Raw genomic sequence first — 20,105 nt, forward strand, 5'->3', positions numbered from 1 at the left:
ATTGATTCCTAACTTCTGAATAATACAGTAAAAAAATATTATTATTCAAATTAATTTTTGCTTGGGTTGAATTGAATTACGAATAATAAATATTTATATGGAACTTCATTTTCTGGAAGCACACTTACTGCTTTAATGTTAGGTTATCTTTCAGATATAGCTAATGTAAATGAGTCGTAGTGGCAGATTTAGGCTACAACAAATAAACCAGGAGTTCATGAACTGCTTCTGTTATTATTCAGGATACAGTAAGTGATTTTGCACATTACCGATACTGTGGTAAATATCGTTTTGTCAAGACTATAGAGATGCGCCAAAATATAAAAAAAGAACTGAGTAGTGTAGCAAATTAGTCCATATTTTACAGGTAAATAGTATGGTATTGACAGGAAAAGGTATTTGAAATTTAGGACAGTTAACAGATGAAAAAACCAAAATATAATTGTACTTATAAATTTCCATTAGGAATGCCAACCTCCTGAATGAAGAAGCCATATAAGTCGTAGAATTTTTTTATGCACTAAATTTTTTATTTTTGCAATTGTTGCAAGAAGATCGTGTGAGTAGTATGAATAAATTATACGAAATATTGAATCAGGAATACAGTGATGAAGTGTTTACTTATTGGGAAAAAACTTAGCATTATATCGGAGGTAATTTAAATGTTTATGAAAACTTGGAGAATTAAGGGATTGGTGCTCTGAATATACGCTTTGATGTTTATTCGGATAAATTTATATTTTTGCAAAACAATTTAGTTGATTCAGTTAGAGCTCATCATAAATCATGAGAAGTATATTCTAAACTTTTATTTAAATCAATTTGAAAATATATTTTGAAGGAATCTAATGAACCAAAGCTCTGCAAAAAAACAAAATTATTCGTCTCCACGCTTAAAGATTTGGTGTTTGTTTGTAAATAAACCATATATCAACCCTTCTCTGGGAGATTCAATTGGTGAATATCGTATAATTAAAATGCTTTCCCAATTTGCCGATGTATATTATAATGGTATTTTGGTGAATAAAGAAAGCGCCTATTTAGGCACTAAAGATTATGAAATAAATATTCCCAAAAAAGGCTATGATTTATATTATGTAAGAGCAAATAAGGAGGTTTTTTTAAAGTTACCTCACCCGAAAATATATATGGCTTATCCGTATGATGAAGAAGTTTTTTCGTGTGCCGATGGATTGGTTGTGACTACCAGATTTTGGAAAAAGGCTCTTGTTGACGAGAAATTAAGAATAGATAATAAAAACCTCTTTGGTGATATGTATCCAGACGATGCTATAATACCCAAAAATGTAGTGCAGTTTAAGCAATGCTGTGATGATATAGTTTCATTTTCAAGCGTTTCACAGCGGGTCGTCGACATTTTTAAATGCCAACTGACAAGACATACAACTTTTGGGTTTTATGGCCGATTGTCAATTGATTGTTTAAATATGCCAGAGCTCCAAGCTTTAAACAAAATTAAATACAGTGACCCCATTGAGCAGCCAATAGTAGTTTTTGCGGGAAAAATAAGAAAGGATTTGAGAGAAGCAGGGGGGCTTCCTAAACAAAGTTTATATATTGGAAATATAGAATATAACCAAATGGCGAATTTGCTTGCAGCTACAGATTTTATTATTGGTCGTAAAAGTAAAGAATCTCACTACCTTGGAGCTAATAGTGTCTTAGATGCTATAAATATGAATACACCAGTTATCACTACTAGGACTGATGTTAGAGATGAGTATCTAGGCGAGAATTATCTTGGTTCTTATGACACTGAAGAAGAATTAGATATTCTTATTAAGAAACTCATTAATGATCCTTCGTTTTTAATAGTTTTCAAGGAACAGTTACAAGAAATCGCTCTTAAAAATTCTATTAATAATGCAGCGAATTTTACTAAAAAGCAGGTCATAAACTTTTTGCAATCTACATAGCATTACTATGAAAAGGTGTGAGGTTACTTTTTTATTATTTGGTGGATAGGCGTAGTTTTTATATTTCTGATGCGGTTGATTCAATTTGAAAAACCACATTTACAAGTTGCTTTGCAATTTAAAGATTGCAAGATGAATATTCTGTATGTTTAGATACCTTTTGGTGTTTTAATACAATAAAAATGTTGTTACTTTTTTTAGCTTTGTTTCTTCTATAGGGGGGGGTAAAATGTCAAGTCTTTCAGCTGGAAAATTAAAACAGATTATTCGTAAAAAATTATTAATAAGAGTCAAAAATCAGTTTAGACCGTTGATTGAAAAAAGCAGCAAAAAAAATATTATCATAAACGATAGTGATATAAAAAAATGGGTACAAACTAATGATGAGGTATCGATAAAGAAAAGATTGATCACAATACAACAAAAAATGCTTAACAATCACGTAACCCCATATGAAATCGCTTACGGGTTCAAGTTGGCTTATCATACTAAAAACTATTTATATATTGCTAATTTTATTGATTTAGTTGGCTATAGTGAACTTGATTTAAAAACTAAATATTTGGTTGTAATCGCATTAACTTCTTTAAATCATTTTTCTGATGCTTATTTGCTTTTAGATTCATTCGATAGCAAATATAGGTTAAATCGTTATTATTTAAATTCATTTTTAGTTATTGAGAAAGAGAGAGCCAAAAGGGCCCAAGAAAGAAATAAAAATATATATGATTCTTTTCTAGTTGTAACCACTTTAACTAGTTTATACAAATTTGTTTTAAAAATTAATCCTAAAGATAAAGAAATTATTAATTCACTATATAAAAGTCTAATATATATCAGACAGATAAATTATAGAATGAATATAACTATAGATACTAATCAGGTAAATCTTAGAAAGTTTATAAACTTAGCAATTCAAAAAGATTATCTTCGTGAGAATGTGGATGTTTATTCTTCAGATGAGTTGTTTATCCTTAATAAATTATTTATAAAAAATTGTATTGGAAAAGTAAGTAAAAAGGTAATTTTAAAAAACCTAAAAATAATTGAAAATAAATTTTTAAGGAATACTCTCGACGCAAACGAAAAAAATACCGCAATATTTTTAGCTTATCGTACAAAAAAATATGATTTTGTTTGCCGGTTTTATGAGCACACATCGAGTGATGAACTGGATGCAGCCTCCCCATTTTTAGTATTAAAATCTTTCCTAATTTTAGGAGAAAACGATGCTGCTTATAATTGTTTAGATAATTTTGAGTCAAATCTTAAAAAAAGTAATAAATTTATTATTTCTTGGCTTTCATTAGAAAAAAACCGCGCTATGAAGGCGATAAAAAGCGATTATATCTCGCCGGATAGCTTGCGCGCAATTAAAGGTTTTTATAGTATATATACTGGTTTAGATCAAAAAAATATAAATATTGAAAAAGTAAATTTGATAGTTGAAAAATTTTTGAATTTTGTCCGAAATTTAGATTATAATTCTGATGTAAAGTTTGATTGGGAATCTGATGAGCTAACTGTAATTTTGGATTCACTCTTACACTATATTGAGCCAAATGAAGACTGGAATAACTTTTTAATTTATCACCCTTTTTTAGTTAAAAGACTAATTGAACGAAATAACGAAGATAAAGTATATCAATTTTGGAACTCATATCTGAAGTCAGAAAAATTTATACCCGGCACTCCAAACTCTAATTTGATTAAAGGGCTGCTTATACTACTTAAATCTATTCAAACTATTGGCATTGATTATAATTTAAAAATTAATTATCCTATAATTAAAAATGATGCTTTTCTAAATTTCATTAAGCGCAAAAATGAAATTCTATCAATATGGGAAAATTCTCCAGTATATAAAAAGTTAATTTTGGAGGAATTAGAACGTCGGAATGAGCGAGATAGTTTTCTCAAAAAATCGACTGAAAGTAGAGATAAAAAAAACATTTTATTTATTAGTAGGATTAATTGGATTTTTATTGAACCATTAATTAGACAATTAGAGCAAACCGAGCGATTTAATATACGTACATTTGACATGATTTGCCTTCATGGCGTTAACCAAAATTATTTAAATGCGCAATCAATTATCCCAACAGAAAGTTCTAAGAAAAGGTCCTTGGAATATAATTTTATCGCTGATAATAATCCAATTTTCAAAAACCTGGTTGAATGGTCAGACATAGTGATTATTGAGTGGGGAGCCTCTCATGCAGTTTGGTGTTCAAAATTTCTACCAATAGATAAAAAAGTAATCGTTAAAATTCATAGTTATGAAGCCTTTTCATATTGGCCATATTTTATGAATTGGGGGGGGGTTGATGGAATTTTATTTGTTGCACACCATATAAAAGATATTTTTAAATTACAACATGAAAAGCGGATTGATAGAATTAGTGTCGAAGTAATCGGTAATGTAAAAGAATTTCAAAATATTAATGCCTCGAATTCCGATGAATCACGTATTTTCACTTTAGGGATGATTGGGTATAGTAATCGTAATAAAAATCCTCTATTAGCTTGCAAAGTTCTTAAAAAGCTATTAATTGACAATCCAAAATGGAAGTTACATTTGATTGGTCACTACTGGGATCATGAAACTACACTTGAAAAAACTGAATTACAATATAAAAAAGAATTTGATGCTTTTATAGAAAATAATAATTTAAGAGCTAATCTTAAATTTATTAAATATACTGAAAATATTTATGAAGAATGCTCAAATATCGGATTTATTTTATCTTGTAGTGATCGCGAAGGCACGCATGAAGCAGTAATGGAAGCTATGTCTGTTGGTAGTATACCAATAATCCGTAATTGGCCTTTTGCTGCTCAGTTCAATGGGGTACACAAGCTTTATAAAAATTTAGACGATTTTATTTACAATGAACCCCAAGAAGCAAAAGAAATTATAACTAAATCAATACTTAATTTTGATTCGATATCAAATCAAATAATAAAATATGCTAAATCAAATTTTGATGCCAGTGCGGTTATTCCTAAGTATGTTAAATTTATTGATAAGATAGTAGGTGAAATAAAGGAAGTATGTAATTGAATTAATTTAAAATTGTGTTAGTAAATTAGCAATATTTTATAATTTGAACTCCCACCCATAAAAATAAAAAGAATCATGATTTATAAACTATGAAAGACAGAATCAAATTAGTTTTTGAAATTTTGATAACTTTTGGTTGATACAATTAGTTTATATCGTAAAAAAAATAATTGACAGATTATTCATGGTTATATGTGAATGTTGTTTGTTGTCAAGTAAATTTAAAATTCGATATCACTATTTATATAATTTTTCTAATAGATCATTTTATTAGTCATACATTTATTACTATTACACAATGATTAAATTAACATGTAATGCAATTTGTTGAAAAAATTGTATCAAATTATATTTTATTATTCTTATTATGAAATTGTGAATTATACCTTTAATCTAACTATATTAGCTTACACGATTCATGAAGTTGGTTGGTAATATTTATTAAGATTTTAGAAAAATTTGACTTAATATTAAAAAATAGCAAATATTAAAGTTTTTTATAGAGGACCGTTTTTGTACTGGAGTAGGTGGGCTATGTATTTCAAATTTGATTTAAATTACATTAAACGCCATTATTATAAAGTAGCGATGGTAGTTGCCAATGCTGTACTACCCGATAGTAGAGTACTTAAAACTGCTTCTACAATTACAAAAATGGGTTATGATTTGACTCTTTTTGGGTTAAATCATACAAAACAAGTAAAAGAAATTAAAGGTAATCCTTTCAGAATCATTTTATTACCCAATCCTAAATTTAAATTTGTAGAAGAAAAAAAATGGCCTATCAATCGAGAAGAGGTTGACTGGGATAGGTTTTGGGATATCTACGCAACTTATTTAGCATCATATATGAATAGCTTACATACAACTGTTCTACATACTCATGATATGCCTGGAATTGCCATAGGGGGCCATGTCAGAAGCTATTTAAAAGACAAAAATATATTTTGGATTCATGATATTCATGAATATGTTAAAGGGCTTACCGAATTACCCGAGCCCATAACAAAATATTATTTTGGTGTTGAAAAAGAATTCATTCATCAGGCTGATGTTTTAACCTGTGTTTCTCCTAGTTTAGCAAAATTACTTAAAAAAGAGCACAGTTTAGACAGTGAGCCTAAAGTAATTCTTAACTCGCCCAGACTATCAGATATGGATAACTTTAGCCGTCTTGATCTCCGTTCTTCAATTAATTTGCCAACTGATATTAAATTATTAGTATATTCCGGTGTAGTTAAGGCTGTACGTGGCGTTGACACTTTAGTAGAAGCTTTGACTTACCTAAATAGTTATCAAATTGCTATTATTACAAATAGTAAAGGTGATTATATCGATCAGCTTAAACGTAAGATTAATCATTTATCACTATCTGATAAAGTCTCTTTCCGTCATTATGTTCCTTCTATGAATGTGACTACATTTTTACGTACAGCGGATATAGGAATACATCCAATTTGGAAGTATCCTAATGCTGCAATTGCTTTACCTAATAAATTGTTTGAGTATATGCACTCAGGAACTCCAATTATTGTTAGTGACAATCCAACAATGGCTGAGTTTGTCAAAAAACACGATATGGGCCTTGTATTTGATGAAAAAAATCCAGTATCTCTGGCTAGTGCTATAAAACTAACATCAGAACGTTTGACTCGTGATCCTGATTGGTCGGATAAAATTAAAAGTCTTGCTCATAATTATTGTTGGGAAGAACAAGAATTAATTCTTGATGAAATTTATTCAACTCATCTCCCCTTAAAATCTTCTGTTAATAATCAATTTAGAGAACCAAAAAAAATAAAAATTTTGCAATTACCAGTTGCTGCTGCGGGTCAACCAAATATATTATCAAAAGCAATTAATAATTCCAAAGTAGCTACTTGTAAGAGCCTTAGAATTAGTTCCCATAAATTTAACTACCCTGTTGATATATCTTTAGATGGGTTTTCAGGACGCAAAAAAGATGTCGAAAAACTTTCTGAGATTGCTAAGCAATTCGATGTTTTCCATTATCATGTCCGTCCTTTAATGTTTACTGAATTACAAGAAGCTTTTCCAAGTTGTCTTGATATTTTGTTGCTCCGTGCTTCGCAAAAAAAAGTATTTTTTCATTTCCGTGGTTCTGAAATTAGAATGCCTTCAGTGTTTAAAGATATGAATAAATATAGTTACGCTGATAAAATTTCAAATTCTTTTCGGCAAATGTATCCTGAGATTGCTCAAAATAAATTTATTGAATATATTAATGCAATATGTAATAAAGTGTTTGTGGTTGATCCTGAATTGCAAACCTACGTTCCCAATTCTTTAATTATTCCACGTGCCATCGACATTTCTGATTTAAGACCGGTATATAATACTCCACAGCAAAAACTAAAAATTTTACATGCCCCAAGTAATCAAATTTTTAAAGGAACAGATGCTGTATTAAATGCGATTAAAAAATTAGAAGATGAAGGGCGTAACATTGAATTTATAAAAATTGACGGCTTAGAAAATGATGAAGCTATGAAAGCATATGCTGAAGCTGATGTTGTTATAGATCAATTATTAATAGGATGGTATGGAGTATTAACCGTTGAAGCTATGGCCTTAGGTAAGGCTGTTATAGCTTATATTCGTGATGACTTAAAACACTTCTTGCCTAATCCACCACCACTGGCTATAGCAAATCCGGATACAATTTACGATGTACTTTCAGATCTTGAAACAAATCGTAAAAAAATTACCGAACTTGGTAAGAGAGCCAGGATGTTTGTAGAAGAAAATCACGATGCCTATAAGATTACCCAAAATTTAATTTACATTTATGAGAATTTTAATGAGAAAATAGATATAATTAATTCGTGGGAGTGGCTTAATTTTTTTCCAGAAGATGCTTTTTTCAATAACGAAAGAAAAAGTTACAAAAGAAAAAAAATTGTTATAAAAAAATATAAAACAAAAATTAGTCATAAACCGATTTTCTTTTTGAAATGGAAAGAACGTTTTGGTAGATCCGGACTTTATCTAAAAAGATTTTTCGAAGTTGTGAATGATGAGGGCTGGAAAATCGCTCTAAAAAAGGTAATCAAAAGGATCTCTAATATGTCTTAATTTATTCAAATATTTTTCTGAAAATTTGTTTGATTTATTTTTGTCGAATTTCAGATAGTTCATTTTTTAAGGAACCCATGCATTGAAAAAATTTCTAAACTTGTTAATTTTCAAAAAAGAAATGGGTCTGGGCCCATCACCTTTTATCGTAGCACGTGATGTACTCTCCGTATTTTGGTTTCGCCTTTTAACTATTGGTGTTCTTTCCGCATTAGTCGTACTTGCCCAAACAGTAGCGGCTGGTACGCTTATGTACACTATGGCCCACAGCCTTTCCCTACCTAAATTCATTACTAATATTTTTTCTGAGATAGAAAATACTTCGGTAATGTGGTTACCAATCATTGCATTTGTTTTTGCGGCTCTTTCTGCTTATTTAATGTATTTGCATAGTTTGATTGCTGTAAGTGTAATGGTCGATTACGAAAAGAAATGTGCTGAAAGACTGATCAAAATTCTGCAAAGTGATTCAAAATTATATAAAACGTTAACCGACAATCAAATAGTTACACTTATAAGTAAAGACTGTAGATTTGGGGGACGTATCGCTTATGAATTTTCAACAATGGTGATGCCTCTAGGAGTTGCCTTAGGAGGTTTTCCCGTGCTGTTTTATATAAATCACTACGCGACGATTAGCTTGCTGATCGTTATGACTTTGGCATTTAGTGGACAAGCAATTGTCTGGCGCATGGCTAAAAAAGTTTCTCAAGATATGGAATCTGATGCTGCTTTCGATAGAATTGCTAAGGCAGATTTATTAAAGGAATTAAAATCAATTAGTGGTTCATATCAAGAGATTACCGCTAAAGTACCAGATCCCATTTTTATGAATACCTACCGTAGGCGGCTAACTATGCCTCACATGGGTAATTTTTTGGGGGGCCTACTATACGCCTTGGCTACTGCCGTAATTATGTTCTGGTTCCTTGTCTTCCCGCAAAAAGATCAGGTACATGGCGGGTTAATGTTTTATATTTTTGTTGCAATTTTTGTTTTGTCTCGCTTACGAATAGCGCCTAAAGTATTTACAAATTTCCATGTGTTTTTTAATTATTTTGGTAGAGCATTTTATATAATTCGTCATGGGAAACTCCCAGAATCATTAAAAGCTAAATCTTCTAATGAGGTAGATGCAACTCCACTGGATGAAGATTACTAAACCGAATACCCTTTTAAAAAGATTGGTTTTTTAACCTGTTTTTCGGAAGTAAAATTCTATATATATTTACTACAGTAGCATAAAAAATCTGTTTATTTCTTCACTATTGAATTTTATAATATAACATATTTTGTCGATATTAAATGCCCATATTAAAGATTCAATAAAAAAACGGCGTTAAAATTTGCCATCAAATCCTAAGCACATTTTTAAAATTTTTCCAAATTCTAAATCGTAAATTTTATTAGTTTTTATGTATTAAGTGGAGATTTGATAGTTATGAATATAGTAACGGTTATTGGTGCGCGGCCTCAATTTATCAAAGCCGCAGTCACGTCTAGATTGTTAGCTTATCATGACGATATGCAGGATATTTTACTACATACTGGGCAGCATTATGATACTGTCATGAGCCAAATCTTTTTTGACGAGTTGATGATTCCTGAACCATCCTATAATTTGGGCGTTGGAGGCGGCACCCACGGTCAAAACACCGGACGCATGCTTGAGGCCATTGAAAAAGTGCTTATCAAGGAAAAGCCTGATTGGGTGTTGGTCTATGGTGATACGGATTCCACCCTGGCCGGTGCTTTGGCTGCAGTCAAACTACAGATTCCTATAGCTCATGTTGAAGCGGGTTTACGTTCATTTAATAGGCGTATGCCTGAAGAGATCAACCGGGTGCTCACAGATCATGCAGCTCAAGTGTTGTTTGCGCCAACCACCCCGGCAGTGGAGAACCTAGCCAAAGAAGGAATCTCCAAGGACAAAATTCACCAAGTTGGTGATGTTATGTATGACGCTGCTTTGTTTTATGCCCAAAAGGCAGAAGAAAAAAGTTATATTTTGAATGAGTTGGGTCTAAAATCCCAAGATTTTATTCTTGCCACGGTGCATCGCCCTCAGAATGTTGATAATCCCGCGTTGTTGGCTAATATAATACAGGCATTTGATAAAATAGCCGATGAAATACCTGTTGTTTTTCCGGTCCATCCACGTACACGTAATAAACTTAAAAAATTAACTCAAAAGATCAACTCTAAAGACTCTTTTAAATTAATTGAACCCGTTGGTTATTTAGATATGGTCATGCTGGAAAAAAATGCCGCCGCCATAGCAACCGATTCTGGTGGGGTACAACGAGAGGCTTTTTTTCACAATGTCCCTAGTGTTGTCCTACGTGATGAAACAGAATGGGTGGAATTGCTTAGGCTCGGCTGGAGCAGATTGGCTAACGTCAAAGAACCTGATGATTTGATACAGCAGGTTAAAAACGCTTTAAATTTTCCACTTGATTCAAAGGAATCCCCTTATGGGCACGGTGATACCGGACAAAAGATAATACAGGTTTTGAAGGGGGTAAATTAGAAAGACAGCTTCCGTAGTAATTCGTTTTTTTGGCCTTTTGATACATGAATCTAAGTAAAGAAAGCCGACTAACTGAATAGTTAACTCGCTCTCCCCAATTGGACTTGACCAAATAGACTATGTAACAGTCTACGATGCAAGCTATATTATGGGCATGCAGGAACTAATAATACCTGTATGCCCATAATTTTTTGCCTTAATTAGCGAAATTATTTTGATTCCAATTTCAGACCGTTTTCAGTTGCCACATATTGAGCCTCGCAAGCAGGGCACTTGAAGATATGATCATCTTTAGTCAGAAGTTTTTCACCGCAACGGCACATCCAGCCGATTTGCTTAGCAGGGTTGCCCGCCATTAAAGCATGATCCGGTACATCTTTGGTAACTACTGAACCGGCGCCGATAAAGCCATAGCTGCCAATGGTGTTTCCGCACACGATGGTGGCATTGGCTCCGATACTGGCGCCTTTTTTCACTACAGTGTCTCTGACTTCATCCATACGTTTGATTTCAGAGCGCGGGTTGAAAACGTTGGTAAACACCATGGAAGGGCCGCAGAAGACATCATCTTCTAAGGTCACTCCCTTGTATATCGAGACATTGTTTTGGATTTTGCATCCGTTTCCAACCGTTACGTTGGGTCCAATAACCACGTTCTGCCCGATGTTGCAGTCTTCGCCGACTACGCTGCCCGAAAGCACGTGGGAAAAATGCCAGATTTTGGTCCCCTTACCCACGCTGACCCCATTGTCCACTAATGCGGAAGGATGGGCCTGATATTCCAGTCCCGCATCCTTAAGGGGATTAAGCTTGATCGCTTCGCCGCCTTTTTGCATGGATTCCTGGCAGGCGGCCAATACACTAAGCACTCTGAGGCCTTCTTCTCCATCGGTAAGAGGGTTTGTTCCGGAAGCGACACATTCCAGGAAGTGGGCGCATTCATCCCTTAGAGGCTCACTTTTTTCCCATTCCACTTTTTGAGCTTCTTTTTTATCCGGTACAGGTACTCCGTTTTTCCACATGACCTGGTGGGGATAGAGCAACAACTTGTCGTCCGGCTCTGTGTCATCAAAGACCGCCATGCTGCGATCGCCAACCACCACCAGTTTTTGCTCTTTAAAGGGATGCAGCCAGGATACAAAAATGTGGGCTGCTATACCGGAGGGGAAGGTAAGGTTGCTTACAGTTACATCAGCAACGTTTTTGTTGAGGAAATAAGAGCCCTGAGTACTCACGGTGTCCGGGGATTGACCGGTTAAAGCCAACACCACAGAGATGTCATGGGGAGCAAAGGACCAAAGAATGTTTTCTTCAGTGCGGATTTTACCGAGGTTGAGGCGGTTGGAATAGATGTATTGCAAACGTCCCAATACACCATTATTGATCAGCTCCTTAAGCTTGATGACCACAGGGTGATAGTGCAGAAGGTGTCCGACCATTAAGACGCGTTCGCATTCATTTGCGATTCTGGTCAGCTCTTTACCTTCATCTGTCTTTAGGCAAAGTGGTTTTTCAACAAAAACATGCTTACCAGCCAAAAGCCCCTTTTTCACCAGGTCGAAGTGCGTTTCAGCCGGGGTGGAGATGGATAAAGCATCGATTTCAGGATCGCTCAAAACCTTATCAATGTTGAGTTCGCCCTGTACATTTGGGTATAACTTTTTGAAATTTTCGAGAGTATCAGGGTTGGACTCGCAAATCACCTTAAGCGCACCTAAGGCTTCAAAGTTACGAATAAGGTTTTTACCCCAGTAGCCTGCCCCAATAGCGGCTACTTTTATTTCGCTTGAGTTCTTGGCGCTCATTTATCACATTCCATTCAGTTTTAGGCTTTTACTATATTTTTAGATTTTTCATTCAGCCTGTCCAGGGCATTGCGGGTGTCCACCACAAGGGCTGAATGGTTAACCACCAGTTGGTAATCCACATTGTCATGATCCGTTACTATAAGCACAGCATCCATTTTTGTCAGATTTTCCGGTGTCAACGGGACAGATGTCATGTCCAGTTGAAACTCACGGGTATGAGGCAATACCGGAATGTATGGATCATGGTAGCAAACTTCAGCACCGGCTTTTAGGAGAAGTTTTGTGAGAACCAGGGCAGGGGATTCGCGCATGTCATCTACATTTTTCTTATACGCCACCCCCAGCAACATGATTTTTGAGCCGTTCATGCACTTTTTTTGTTTGTTCAGGGCTTCGGAAAGCTTTTGTACGACCCAGTAAGGCACCGAGGTATTGACCTCGCCGGCCAGCTCGATGAATCTAGTGGAGAAATCGTACTCTTTGGCCTTCCAACTCAGATAATAAGGGTCTATGGGGATGCAGTGGCCCCCCAACCCGGGACCGGGGAAAAAAGGCATGAATCCAAAGGGTTTGGTGGAGCTGGCCTTGATTACCTCCCAAACGTCAATGCCCATGCGGTCGGTGAGCATTTTCAGCTCATTAACCAGGGCAATGTTTACGCAGCGAAAAATATTCTCAAAAACTTTTGTAAGTTCCGCTACTTCAGGTGATGTTACCTTCACCACCCTGTCCAGGATGCAACCATAAATTGCTTCTCCGACATCCTGGCAGGATGGTGTGATGCCGCCAACCACTTTGGGAATCTGATGGATGGAAAAATCCGGGTTGCCGGGGTCTTCACGCTCGGGGCTGTAAATGAGAAAATAATTCTCACCAACCTTCATATCAGCCCGTTCAAAACGGCTAAGCAGATGTTCTTTGGTTGTCCCGGGATAGGTGGTGGATTCCAGGCTGATAGCCTGACCGGGCCGAATGAATTTTTGAATTGTTTCGGCTGTGGCAACCACGTATTTAAGGTCTGGTTCTTTTTTATCGGTCAATGGTGTGGGGACCGCAATAATAACCACATCGCAGTCCGCAAGGCGCTTGAAATCGCCTGTGGCGCTGAACAGGTCTGCTTCTATCATTTTTGCTATTTTTTGAGCGGAAATATGCTCAATATAGCTTTGCTTCTGGTTCAGTTTGTCGATTTTTACTGGATCGACGTCAAAACCCAGAGCTTTTATACCGACTTCGGCAAACCGCAAGGCAATAGGCAGGCCCACATAACCCATGCCAACCACCCCGATAAGGGAGGTTTTATCATTCAATTTACTGATTAAAGTATTTTTAAAGTCCATTAGATGACTCTCCGCAAATTAACAAACAACCCTATTTAGCAAGCAGCTTTGACTGCGGCAACAATAGTGTCCTGATCTTCTTCTTTAAGATAAGGGTGCATGGGCAGGCTCATAACCCTTTGCGAGGCTGCTTCCGCTACCGGGAAGGTTCCTTCACCCTGGCCAAGGAACCCAAAAGCAGGCTGGAGATGCAGGGGAACCGGGTAGTGCACTGCCGTTGGAATCCCTTTTTCCTTTAGAGCTTCCTGCACCTGGGTGCGATTATCAACTTCAACAGTGTACTGAGCATAAACATGGGTGTTCCCGTCTTTGATGACTGGGGTCTTTACACTATCGCCGAATTCCTGGCTGTAACGGGCGCCGATTTTGGCGCGGGCTTCAACTTCATTGGGGAATATAGCCAGTTTTTCCATTAAAATAGCTGCCTGCATGGTGTCCATGCGGGCATTGAGACCAATAAGAGGATGATGGTAGCGGCGATCCTGTCCGTGAGCCCTGAGGTAGCGCATTTGGGTGGCCAACTCTGCATCATCCGTAAAGCAGGCCCCGCCGTCGCCATAGCAGCCCAGCGGTTTGGCAGGGAAGAAGCTGGTGCAGCCGATGGTGGTGAGGGTGCAGGATTTTTTGCCCTGGTAAGTTGCACCAAAGCTTTGGGCCGCATCTTCAATTACAGGAAGGTCATGATCTGCCGCGATTTTGTTGATTTCGTTCATGTCGGCGCATTGCCCGTAAAGGCTGACTGGTATGATGGCTTTGGTTTTGTCTGTAATGGCTTCGGCGATTTTGCCGGGATCAATATTATAGGTGGCAGGGTCGATATCTACATAAACCGGCTTGGCGCCCAAAAGGGCGATCATTTCACCTGTGGCTATGAAGGTGAACGGTGTGGTAATCACCTCATCACCCGCCTTTACGCCCAAAGCCATCATGGCCAGCAATAAAGCGTCAGTACCGCTGGAGCAGCTGAGGCAATGTTTGGCGCCGGTATATTCGGACAGGGCATCTTCCAGTTCCTTGATTTGTGGCCCCATTATATAGCGACCGCTGGCCATGACCTCCTGGATGCGCTCATCCAACTTGGTTTTGATCAACGCCTGTTGTGCTTTTAAATCGATGAAGTCCATGTCTCATCCCCTCTTATATTGGTGACGTATTTGTTTGATGGCCTATTTACTATATATTAGATTAGTAAAGCCGACTTGCTTAGGCCAAGAAGAAATAAATCGCCATATTGGCGTTTTTTTTCAGTATTGCTGTTTGGTTTTAATACCCTTCTTTGGGCTAAAAAAAAAGAGGTGTGAGCGGAAAAATCGTCCCAAGTCGCTCACAGACGGGTTCTGAGAGTAAACCTATACTGTTGATGCTGGTTGCTTATTTTTTTCAATTTAAAACAAGATACAGGGCTCCTGAAGATTCGATGCCAGCGATGAAGAAAGAGTTTTGTTCATTTGATAAAACAAATATCCATGGATCCGGAGTAAAAAGCGGGAAACCTAACGCCGGTAAGCGTAGGCGAATCCCCTGGATTGTCCTTAAATGATAGCAACTGAATTCTGCAAAATTTAAGACTTATTAAAGAGTATGGTAAAAAGTTAGTAGTAAATTTTAAGACTCTTTTCTTTATTTTTTATGTTGGGGAATTTGGTAATGTCAGTTTAAAATAATTCTATAATAACGACTTATTTAATAAAAGTTATTGTATGTCATTTGTGCTGTACAGGTAAAACTCTAAATTTTTTGTTATGCTCAGATAATTCGTTAGCCCCCCTTGTTAATAATAAGGTTGGATAATATTTTATTCGAATTGATTCGTTTTGGAGACAGGGTAACACTTTCTACTATAGCAGGATAGGTTACTTTTAAGTTAAGATTTTACTCCGCAGCTTTTATCCTGATATGTGAGATAAATAGTCTGCAGTATACCACTGTCTCAACCCAAGTTGATGGGAGTAAAATTTGATTTTGGGGCTAGGTATGGCATGGTAAACCATATATCGGGCAGCCAAGCTTACAAGTGCAAGAAGGTGAGTTTGGAGACTGTGTTATCGCCTCTCGAGTATGGATCCGGGATTGTTTTGGCTGTCAAAGTTTTTTAAACAAACGCTCCGGCGGCAAAGGCTAATCTTTTGACCAGCGGTGCAAAGGCAAGACCTATTATATCCGCTATTCCCACTCTGTAAGCTTAAAGTTGTCTCCTGTGTATTTACTTGGTTCTATTTGTATTATTAAATTGATAGCCCTACTGTTTAAACTACGATGACTGATACCTGAATTTCTACACCCAGTCAATGCATATTGCAATTAATATCACAAAGCGTAGAGAGCCCAAACCATTTTAAGTATTGCTTCTCTCGCGTATTCCGGAGTTTTTAACAGCCATGCTCTTTGCCCTAAAAACAGTCCTAAGTGATGGGTTGTCTTCTCCGATAAATAGGGGGAGCGCAGGCTGATCCCTGAATTTTGAATTGGATGTTCTTCCCTTGACCATAGAGTGGAAGTTAATGTAATTCAAGTGGATTGGAGCTTTTTATATAAGCCGGACCCAAGCAGTTTTTTCCTGGTGACATTTTGGTGTGAGTGTCTCAGGTCGCAGGGGCATTTGATATTTAAATTATGAATCCCGGCCTGTCTGGTTTGAGAAGCCTTGTGTTTTAAACGGGGATGCTCCACAGGTTAGGCAGTAAGATTTTTTGAAAAATGGTTAAGAAATAATAAGCTAGCGGGGGTGATGGGCCGCAGTTAAACGCTGCCTGTAATCAGTTAGGGCTCACCAAGGAAACATCAAATGAGAGCTATGCTTGCTCCTTTATGTCCCGCCATAAGAGTTGTGATCATTCGGGGGCAGTAACCCTGAATGAAAATTGGAACATTTCGGGGACCCCGACGAGTCACCCCTTAAATGCTTCGCATTTCGGGGACCCCGACGAGCCACCCCTTAAATGCTTCGCATTTCGGGGACCCCGACGAGCCACCCCTTAAATGCTTCGCATTTCGGGGACCCCGACGAGCCACCCCTTAAATGCTTCGCATTTCGGGGACCCCGATGAACAGCCTTAAAACCAGCATGATTTTCTGGCCATCTGAGGAAGTTGAAAAAAGCTTAACCGTGACAGCCCATTTTCGGGGAAAGAAAATAGCCGTGAACATGACAGGTTGAATCACCACTTAACATTTCAGCAAAAGCCAGAAAAAGTATGGGAGATGTCAAACAGACCGTTTATGTAAATAGATTACTCCACCGCTCACCGCCATTTAGCTGACGTTAAGTGGAATTGCGGTTAATATAATGCTTTGTTTGAGGGAATAGAACTTATTCGCCGGTGCTGGTTTCCGGGAGTGGAAGTTGTGTGCCCAATAGTGTCTTTCGGCGTCGGGACTGGCAAAAAAGCCTCTGGCCGGGATGCAATTTCAAGCAATTGAGCCTTGTCCTGTACTCCCCTGGCAATTTCTATGCGCTGTTTTGAAAGGCCTCAGGGGGAAGGGTTATATAATTTGAAGATTTTGTATATTTGCGATTCAGATCCCAAGCCGGCCAGCGGAGTTGCGGTCAAGATCGCCTCTCAGGTTGCCGCCTGGCAAAAAATGGGTATTGAGGTTGACTTGCTGTCCTATGAATCACTCAGGTTGTTCGACCTTCACATGCAACCCAAATCCACACCTTTCAGTTTTAGCCTGCCCGCAGGGAGAGCCTGGTTCTTTCAACGCCAGATAGTGGCATCTTATCGCCTTATGCGTATGACAAGAAATATGGACTACGATTTTTGCTATTGTCGTTATCTTCTATTTATGCCGTTTTTACCTGTAGCCTTGAAACGTGCGGCCCGCAGACTGGTTTTTGAGATCAACAGTGACGAGGATAAGGAATGGCGTGTGACCAATCGCCTGCTTTGGGCCTACAATAAACTCGGCCGCAGAGCCGTCTTGCCTTTGGCCGATGGTTTGGTATGCGTAACGCCTGAGCTGGCAAGCTCTTATGATTCCTGGCATAAATCCACGGCCACCATAGCCAATGGGATTTCCTGTGCAGATTATCCCTTTGTAGAAGATACGGGTAATAAAACCCCTCAAGTGTATTTTGTCTGTTCCAGCGAACAGAGGTGGCAGGGGTTGGACAAGATTACCCACTTGGCCGGGCTCATGCCCAATATAATTTTTCATGTAATCGGCGTTCATCGCCGAAACAAGTCTAACTTGGTGTTTCACGGCCGGCCGCCGGAATTTGAAGTTACGGAGCTTTTAAAAGGGGCGGATCTGGCGTTTTCCACCTTGGCTTTGCATCGTAAAAATCTGGATCAGGCCTGTCCGCTTAAATCAAGGCAGTACCTGGCCATGGGCATTCCCATGGTTTACGCATATGTTGATCCGGATTTGCCTGCTGATGCCCCTTTTGCCCTGCGTATTGAAAATACAGAAGATAATTATGTAAAGGAGATGGATTCCATTTCCACGTTTATTGATCGGGTATTTAAGAATACAGCAATGAGGCGAAAGGCCCGTTGTCATACTGAAGAGAATCTGGATGCGGGGATCAAGGAAAAACAACGATTGGGTTTTTTAAGAGAGTTGGGTTAGTTTTTTGTGATATTGATTCCCTTGGATAAACAGCCCGGCCTGCGAAAGGGGCTTGCCGTTTTTAATTAATGACCGGCAAGTGGCGTAAAAAATGATTGTATCTGCAGATTGCGTTGTAACTTCCAACAGTCTGATGCGAGACGAGATCGAAGATAGCTTTTAAAAAGTAGATTATATTCGTGCATATAAGGCTTCGTATTTTTTAACCGTATCAGCCAAGCTGAAGTTCATTCTTACCCGGTATCTGAGCTTCATCCCCAGGATTTCCCGTTGGTCTTTTCCTAAAGACAAACCCTTAACCATGGCCTTGGCAAGGGCCTCATGGTTTCTTGGCGGAATAATCCAACCCAAATTTCCGTTTAAATAGGCTGCGTCCCCAACATCGGTGGCTACGCAAGGGGTGCCGCAGGCCATGGCCTCTCCCATTACCATGGGGAAGGCCTCTCCCCTTGATGGTAAAACCAACAGGTCAATCCCAGCCATTATAAAGGGAATATCGTCCCGTTTACCCAAAAGCAAAACTTTTTTTGATATGCCCGCGTTACGTAGCATGCTTTTTAATTGACTGTTTTTGTTGTCAAAGCCCTTTCCGCACATAAGGTAGATGCTCCGGGGACTTTCACGGTGCGCCTTGGCGACGGCTTTTATAAAGTTTTCCGGATCCTTTTGAGGGTCCCAGCGGCCCACCATGCAGGCGATGGGTGTGTCTGGTGCAAGTCCCAGACAGATGCGCAATTCTTGACGGGCGGAAGGATCAGGCTTGAACCTGTTTAGGTCAAATCCGTTTGGTATTACCTGCATTTTGGGAGAGCAATAGCCCAGTTTCCTGTGCGTTGCCAATGCCTCTTGTGAACAGCTGATAATTTTTTTCACCAAGGGAAAGTGGGATATTGGAGCGCACAGCCCTGCCACCATCAGGGTGGATTTCTTATTGGCGCTGAAAGCCAGGTTGTTGTGATGCAGGCCCCAGACAACCGGTGGTCTTCCGGCCAAAAATGCGGCTAGAGATCCCAATAGGTTGGCATGATACATCCAGGTATGCACCAGATCAGGCTTCAGCACTCTGAGCATCCGGGCCAGGCGGCTGAGGTAAAGCAGGGCGTCGGCCCCTGATTTCATATTCAGGGAAAGAGTCTCTACACCGAACGCATTGATTTTTTCCGCTATGGCGCCAAGAGGAAGGAGGCTGATTACAGCCCGATGAGCAGTCCGCGAAGAAGCACCTTCTATGAGGTTGCTCAACATATTCTCCGCTCCTCCTGTATCGGTGCTGGTGATTATGTGAACAATGGTTTTCCTCACGAAATGCTTATATTCCTATAGAGGGTTCGATATTGCTGATAAGAGTAAATGGAATTTAAAAATATGTACTCTTTAAGCCCGTAATGTCAAGGGGTACATAAACAATAGCAGCAGGATAGTAAAAACTGTTTATCCAAAAACAGTATCAGGCCTAGTAGCCGAATTCTTATTTAATACGTGGTTTTTTTGTTTGTTATCTATTTAAGGGACTGTGTTGTAATTTTTAAAAAAGCATGTCTTTTCGCGGTGAGTTTTGATGAAAAAAACACGCAAACCAGTACTTACCTATTTTTCATTATAGACATGTGTAAATTAGCTGAACAAGCGACGCTCAGGTATAAATTGAAGGAGATGTGCTGGGCCCTGGCTCACGTCATTGAATATATGATCTGCTTGCTGTTCATAGAAAGTGGTATTTGTTAAAATTTCATAGTCTTTTTACTTTTCCTTTTACAA

General features: G+C 38.1%; 10 protein-coding genes. 6 read left to right on the forward strand and 4 right to left on the reverse strand.

The genetic code is table 11. The features are described 5' to 3' along the window. The first annotated feature begins 848 nt into the window (after positions 1-848). The 5 genes from X474_RS21865 to wecB all read left to right on the forward strand — a co-directional run bounded on the left by X474_RS21865 (position 849) and on the right by wecB (position 10,627). The gene (locus X474_RS21865; protein ID WP_044351987.1) at positions 849-1,937 is read left to right on the forward strand and encodes a glycosyltransferase family protein; all 1,089 of its coding nucleotides are present in this window, start codon (positions 849-851) and stop codon (positions 1,935-1,937) included. A gap of 229 nt (positions 1,938-2,166) precedes the next feature. Then, entirely contained in the window at positions 2,167-5,001 is a 2,835-nt protein-coding gene (locus X474_RS21870; RefSeq protein WP_044351988.1) for a glycosyltransferase, read from the forward strand. 534 nt (positions 5,002-5,535) lie between these two features. Then, positions 5,536-8,097 carry a glycosyltransferase family 4 protein gene (locus X474_RS21875; protein WP_044351989.1) on the forward strand — a complete coding sequence of 854 codons (2,562 nt, stop codon included), beginning with the start codon at positions 5,536-5,538 and terminating at the stop codon, positions 8,095-8,097. 82 nt (positions 8,098-8,179) lie between these two features. Then, positions 8,180-9,259, forward strand: a complete 1,080-nt coding sequence (locus X474_RS21880; protein WP_044351990.1) for an ABC transporter transmembrane domain-containing protein — start codon at positions 8,180-8,182, stop codon at positions 9,257-9,259. Positions 9,260-9,538: 279 nt separating this feature from the next. Continuing rightward, a complete protein-coding gene (gene wecB, locus X474_RS21885) occupies positions 9,539-10,627 on the forward strand; it encodes a non-hydrolyzing UDP-N-acetylglucosamine 2-epimerase (RefSeq protein ID WP_044351991.1) in 1,089 nt (362 codons plus the stop codon). Positions 10,628-10,836: 209 nt separating this feature from the next. Here the strand turns inward: wecB and X474_RS21890 are convergent, their stop codons facing one another. The 3 genes from X474_RS21890 to X474_RS21900 are packed head-to-tail and all read right to left on the reverse strand — an operon-like array spanning position 10,837 to position 14,899. Further along, positions 10,837-12,432, reverse strand: a complete 1,596-nt coding sequence (locus X474_RS21890; protein ID WP_044351992.1) for a Gfo/Idh/MocA family oxidoreductase — start codon at positions 12,430-12,432, stop codon at positions 10,837-10,839. Between the two features lie 20 nt (positions 12,433-12,452). Then, positions 12,453-13,775 (reverse strand): nucleotide sugar dehydrogenase, encoded by a 1,323-nt coding sequence (locus X474_RS21895; RefSeq protein WP_044351993.1) that lies wholly within the window; start codon positions 13,773-13,775, stop codon positions 12,453-12,455. Positions 13,776-13,810: 35 nt separating this feature from the next. After that, on the reverse strand, positions 13,811-14,899 hold the full coding sequence (locus X474_RS21900) for a DegT/DnrJ/EryC1/StrS family aminotransferase (protein ID WP_044351994.1): 1,089 nt from the start codon (positions 14,897-14,899) through the stop codon (positions 13,811-13,813). A gap of 2,368 nt (positions 14,900-17,267) precedes the next feature. Here X474_RS21900 and X474_RS21905 point away from each other — a divergent pair. Further along, positions 17,268-18,347 (forward strand): glycosyltransferase, encoded by a 1,080-nt coding sequence (locus tag X474_RS21905; RefSeq protein WP_197282225.1) that lies wholly within the window; start codon positions 17,268-17,270, stop codon positions 18,345-18,347. Positions 18,348-18,518: 171 nt separating this feature from the next. Here the strand turns inward: X474_RS21905 and X474_RS21910 are convergent, their stop codons facing one another. Continuing rightward, positions 18,519-19,649: a glycosyltransferase gene (locus tag X474_RS21910; RefSeq protein WP_156360884.1), complete on the reverse strand. Its 1,131-nt coding sequence runs from the start codon at positions 19,647-19,649 to the stop codon at positions 18,519-18,521. Between the last annotated feature and the right edge of the window lie 456 nt (positions 19,650-20,105).

This window comes from Dethiosulfatarculus sandiegensis, from assembly GCF_000931935.2.
Classification (GTDB): Bacteria; Desulfobacterota; Desulfarculia; order Desulfarculales; family Desulfarculaceae; genus Dethiosulfatarculus; species Dethiosulfatarculus sandiegensis.

Bases quoted from the DNA above. Each gene is read 5' to 3' on its own strand.
- X474_RS21890 (WP_044351992.1), bottom strand. From the start codon at position 12,432: ATGAGCGCCAAGAACTCAAGCGAAATAAAAGTAGCCGCTATTGGGGCA.
- X474_RS21895 (WP_044351993.1), bottom strand. From the start codon at position 13,775: ATGGACTTTAAAAATACTTTAATCAGTAAATTGAATGATAAAACCTCC.
- wecB (WP_044351991.1), top strand. From the start codon at position 9,539: ATGAATATAGTAACGGTTATTGGTGCGCGGCCTCAATTTATCAAAGCC.
- X474_RS21865 (WP_044351987.1), top strand. From the start codon at position 849: ATGAACCAAAGCTCTGCAAAAAAACAAAATTATTCGTCTCCACGCTTA.
- X474_RS21875 (WP_044351989.1), top strand. From the start codon at position 5,536: ATGTATTTCAAATTTGATTTAAATTACATTAAACGCCATTATTATAAA.
- X474_RS21870 (WP_044351988.1), top strand. From the start codon at position 2,167: ATGTCAAGTCTTTCAGCTGGAAAATTAAAACAGATTATTCGTAAAAAA.
- X474_RS21900 (WP_044351994.1), bottom strand. From the start codon at position 14,899: ATGGACTTCATCGATTTAAAAGCACAACAGGCGTTGATCAAAACCAAG.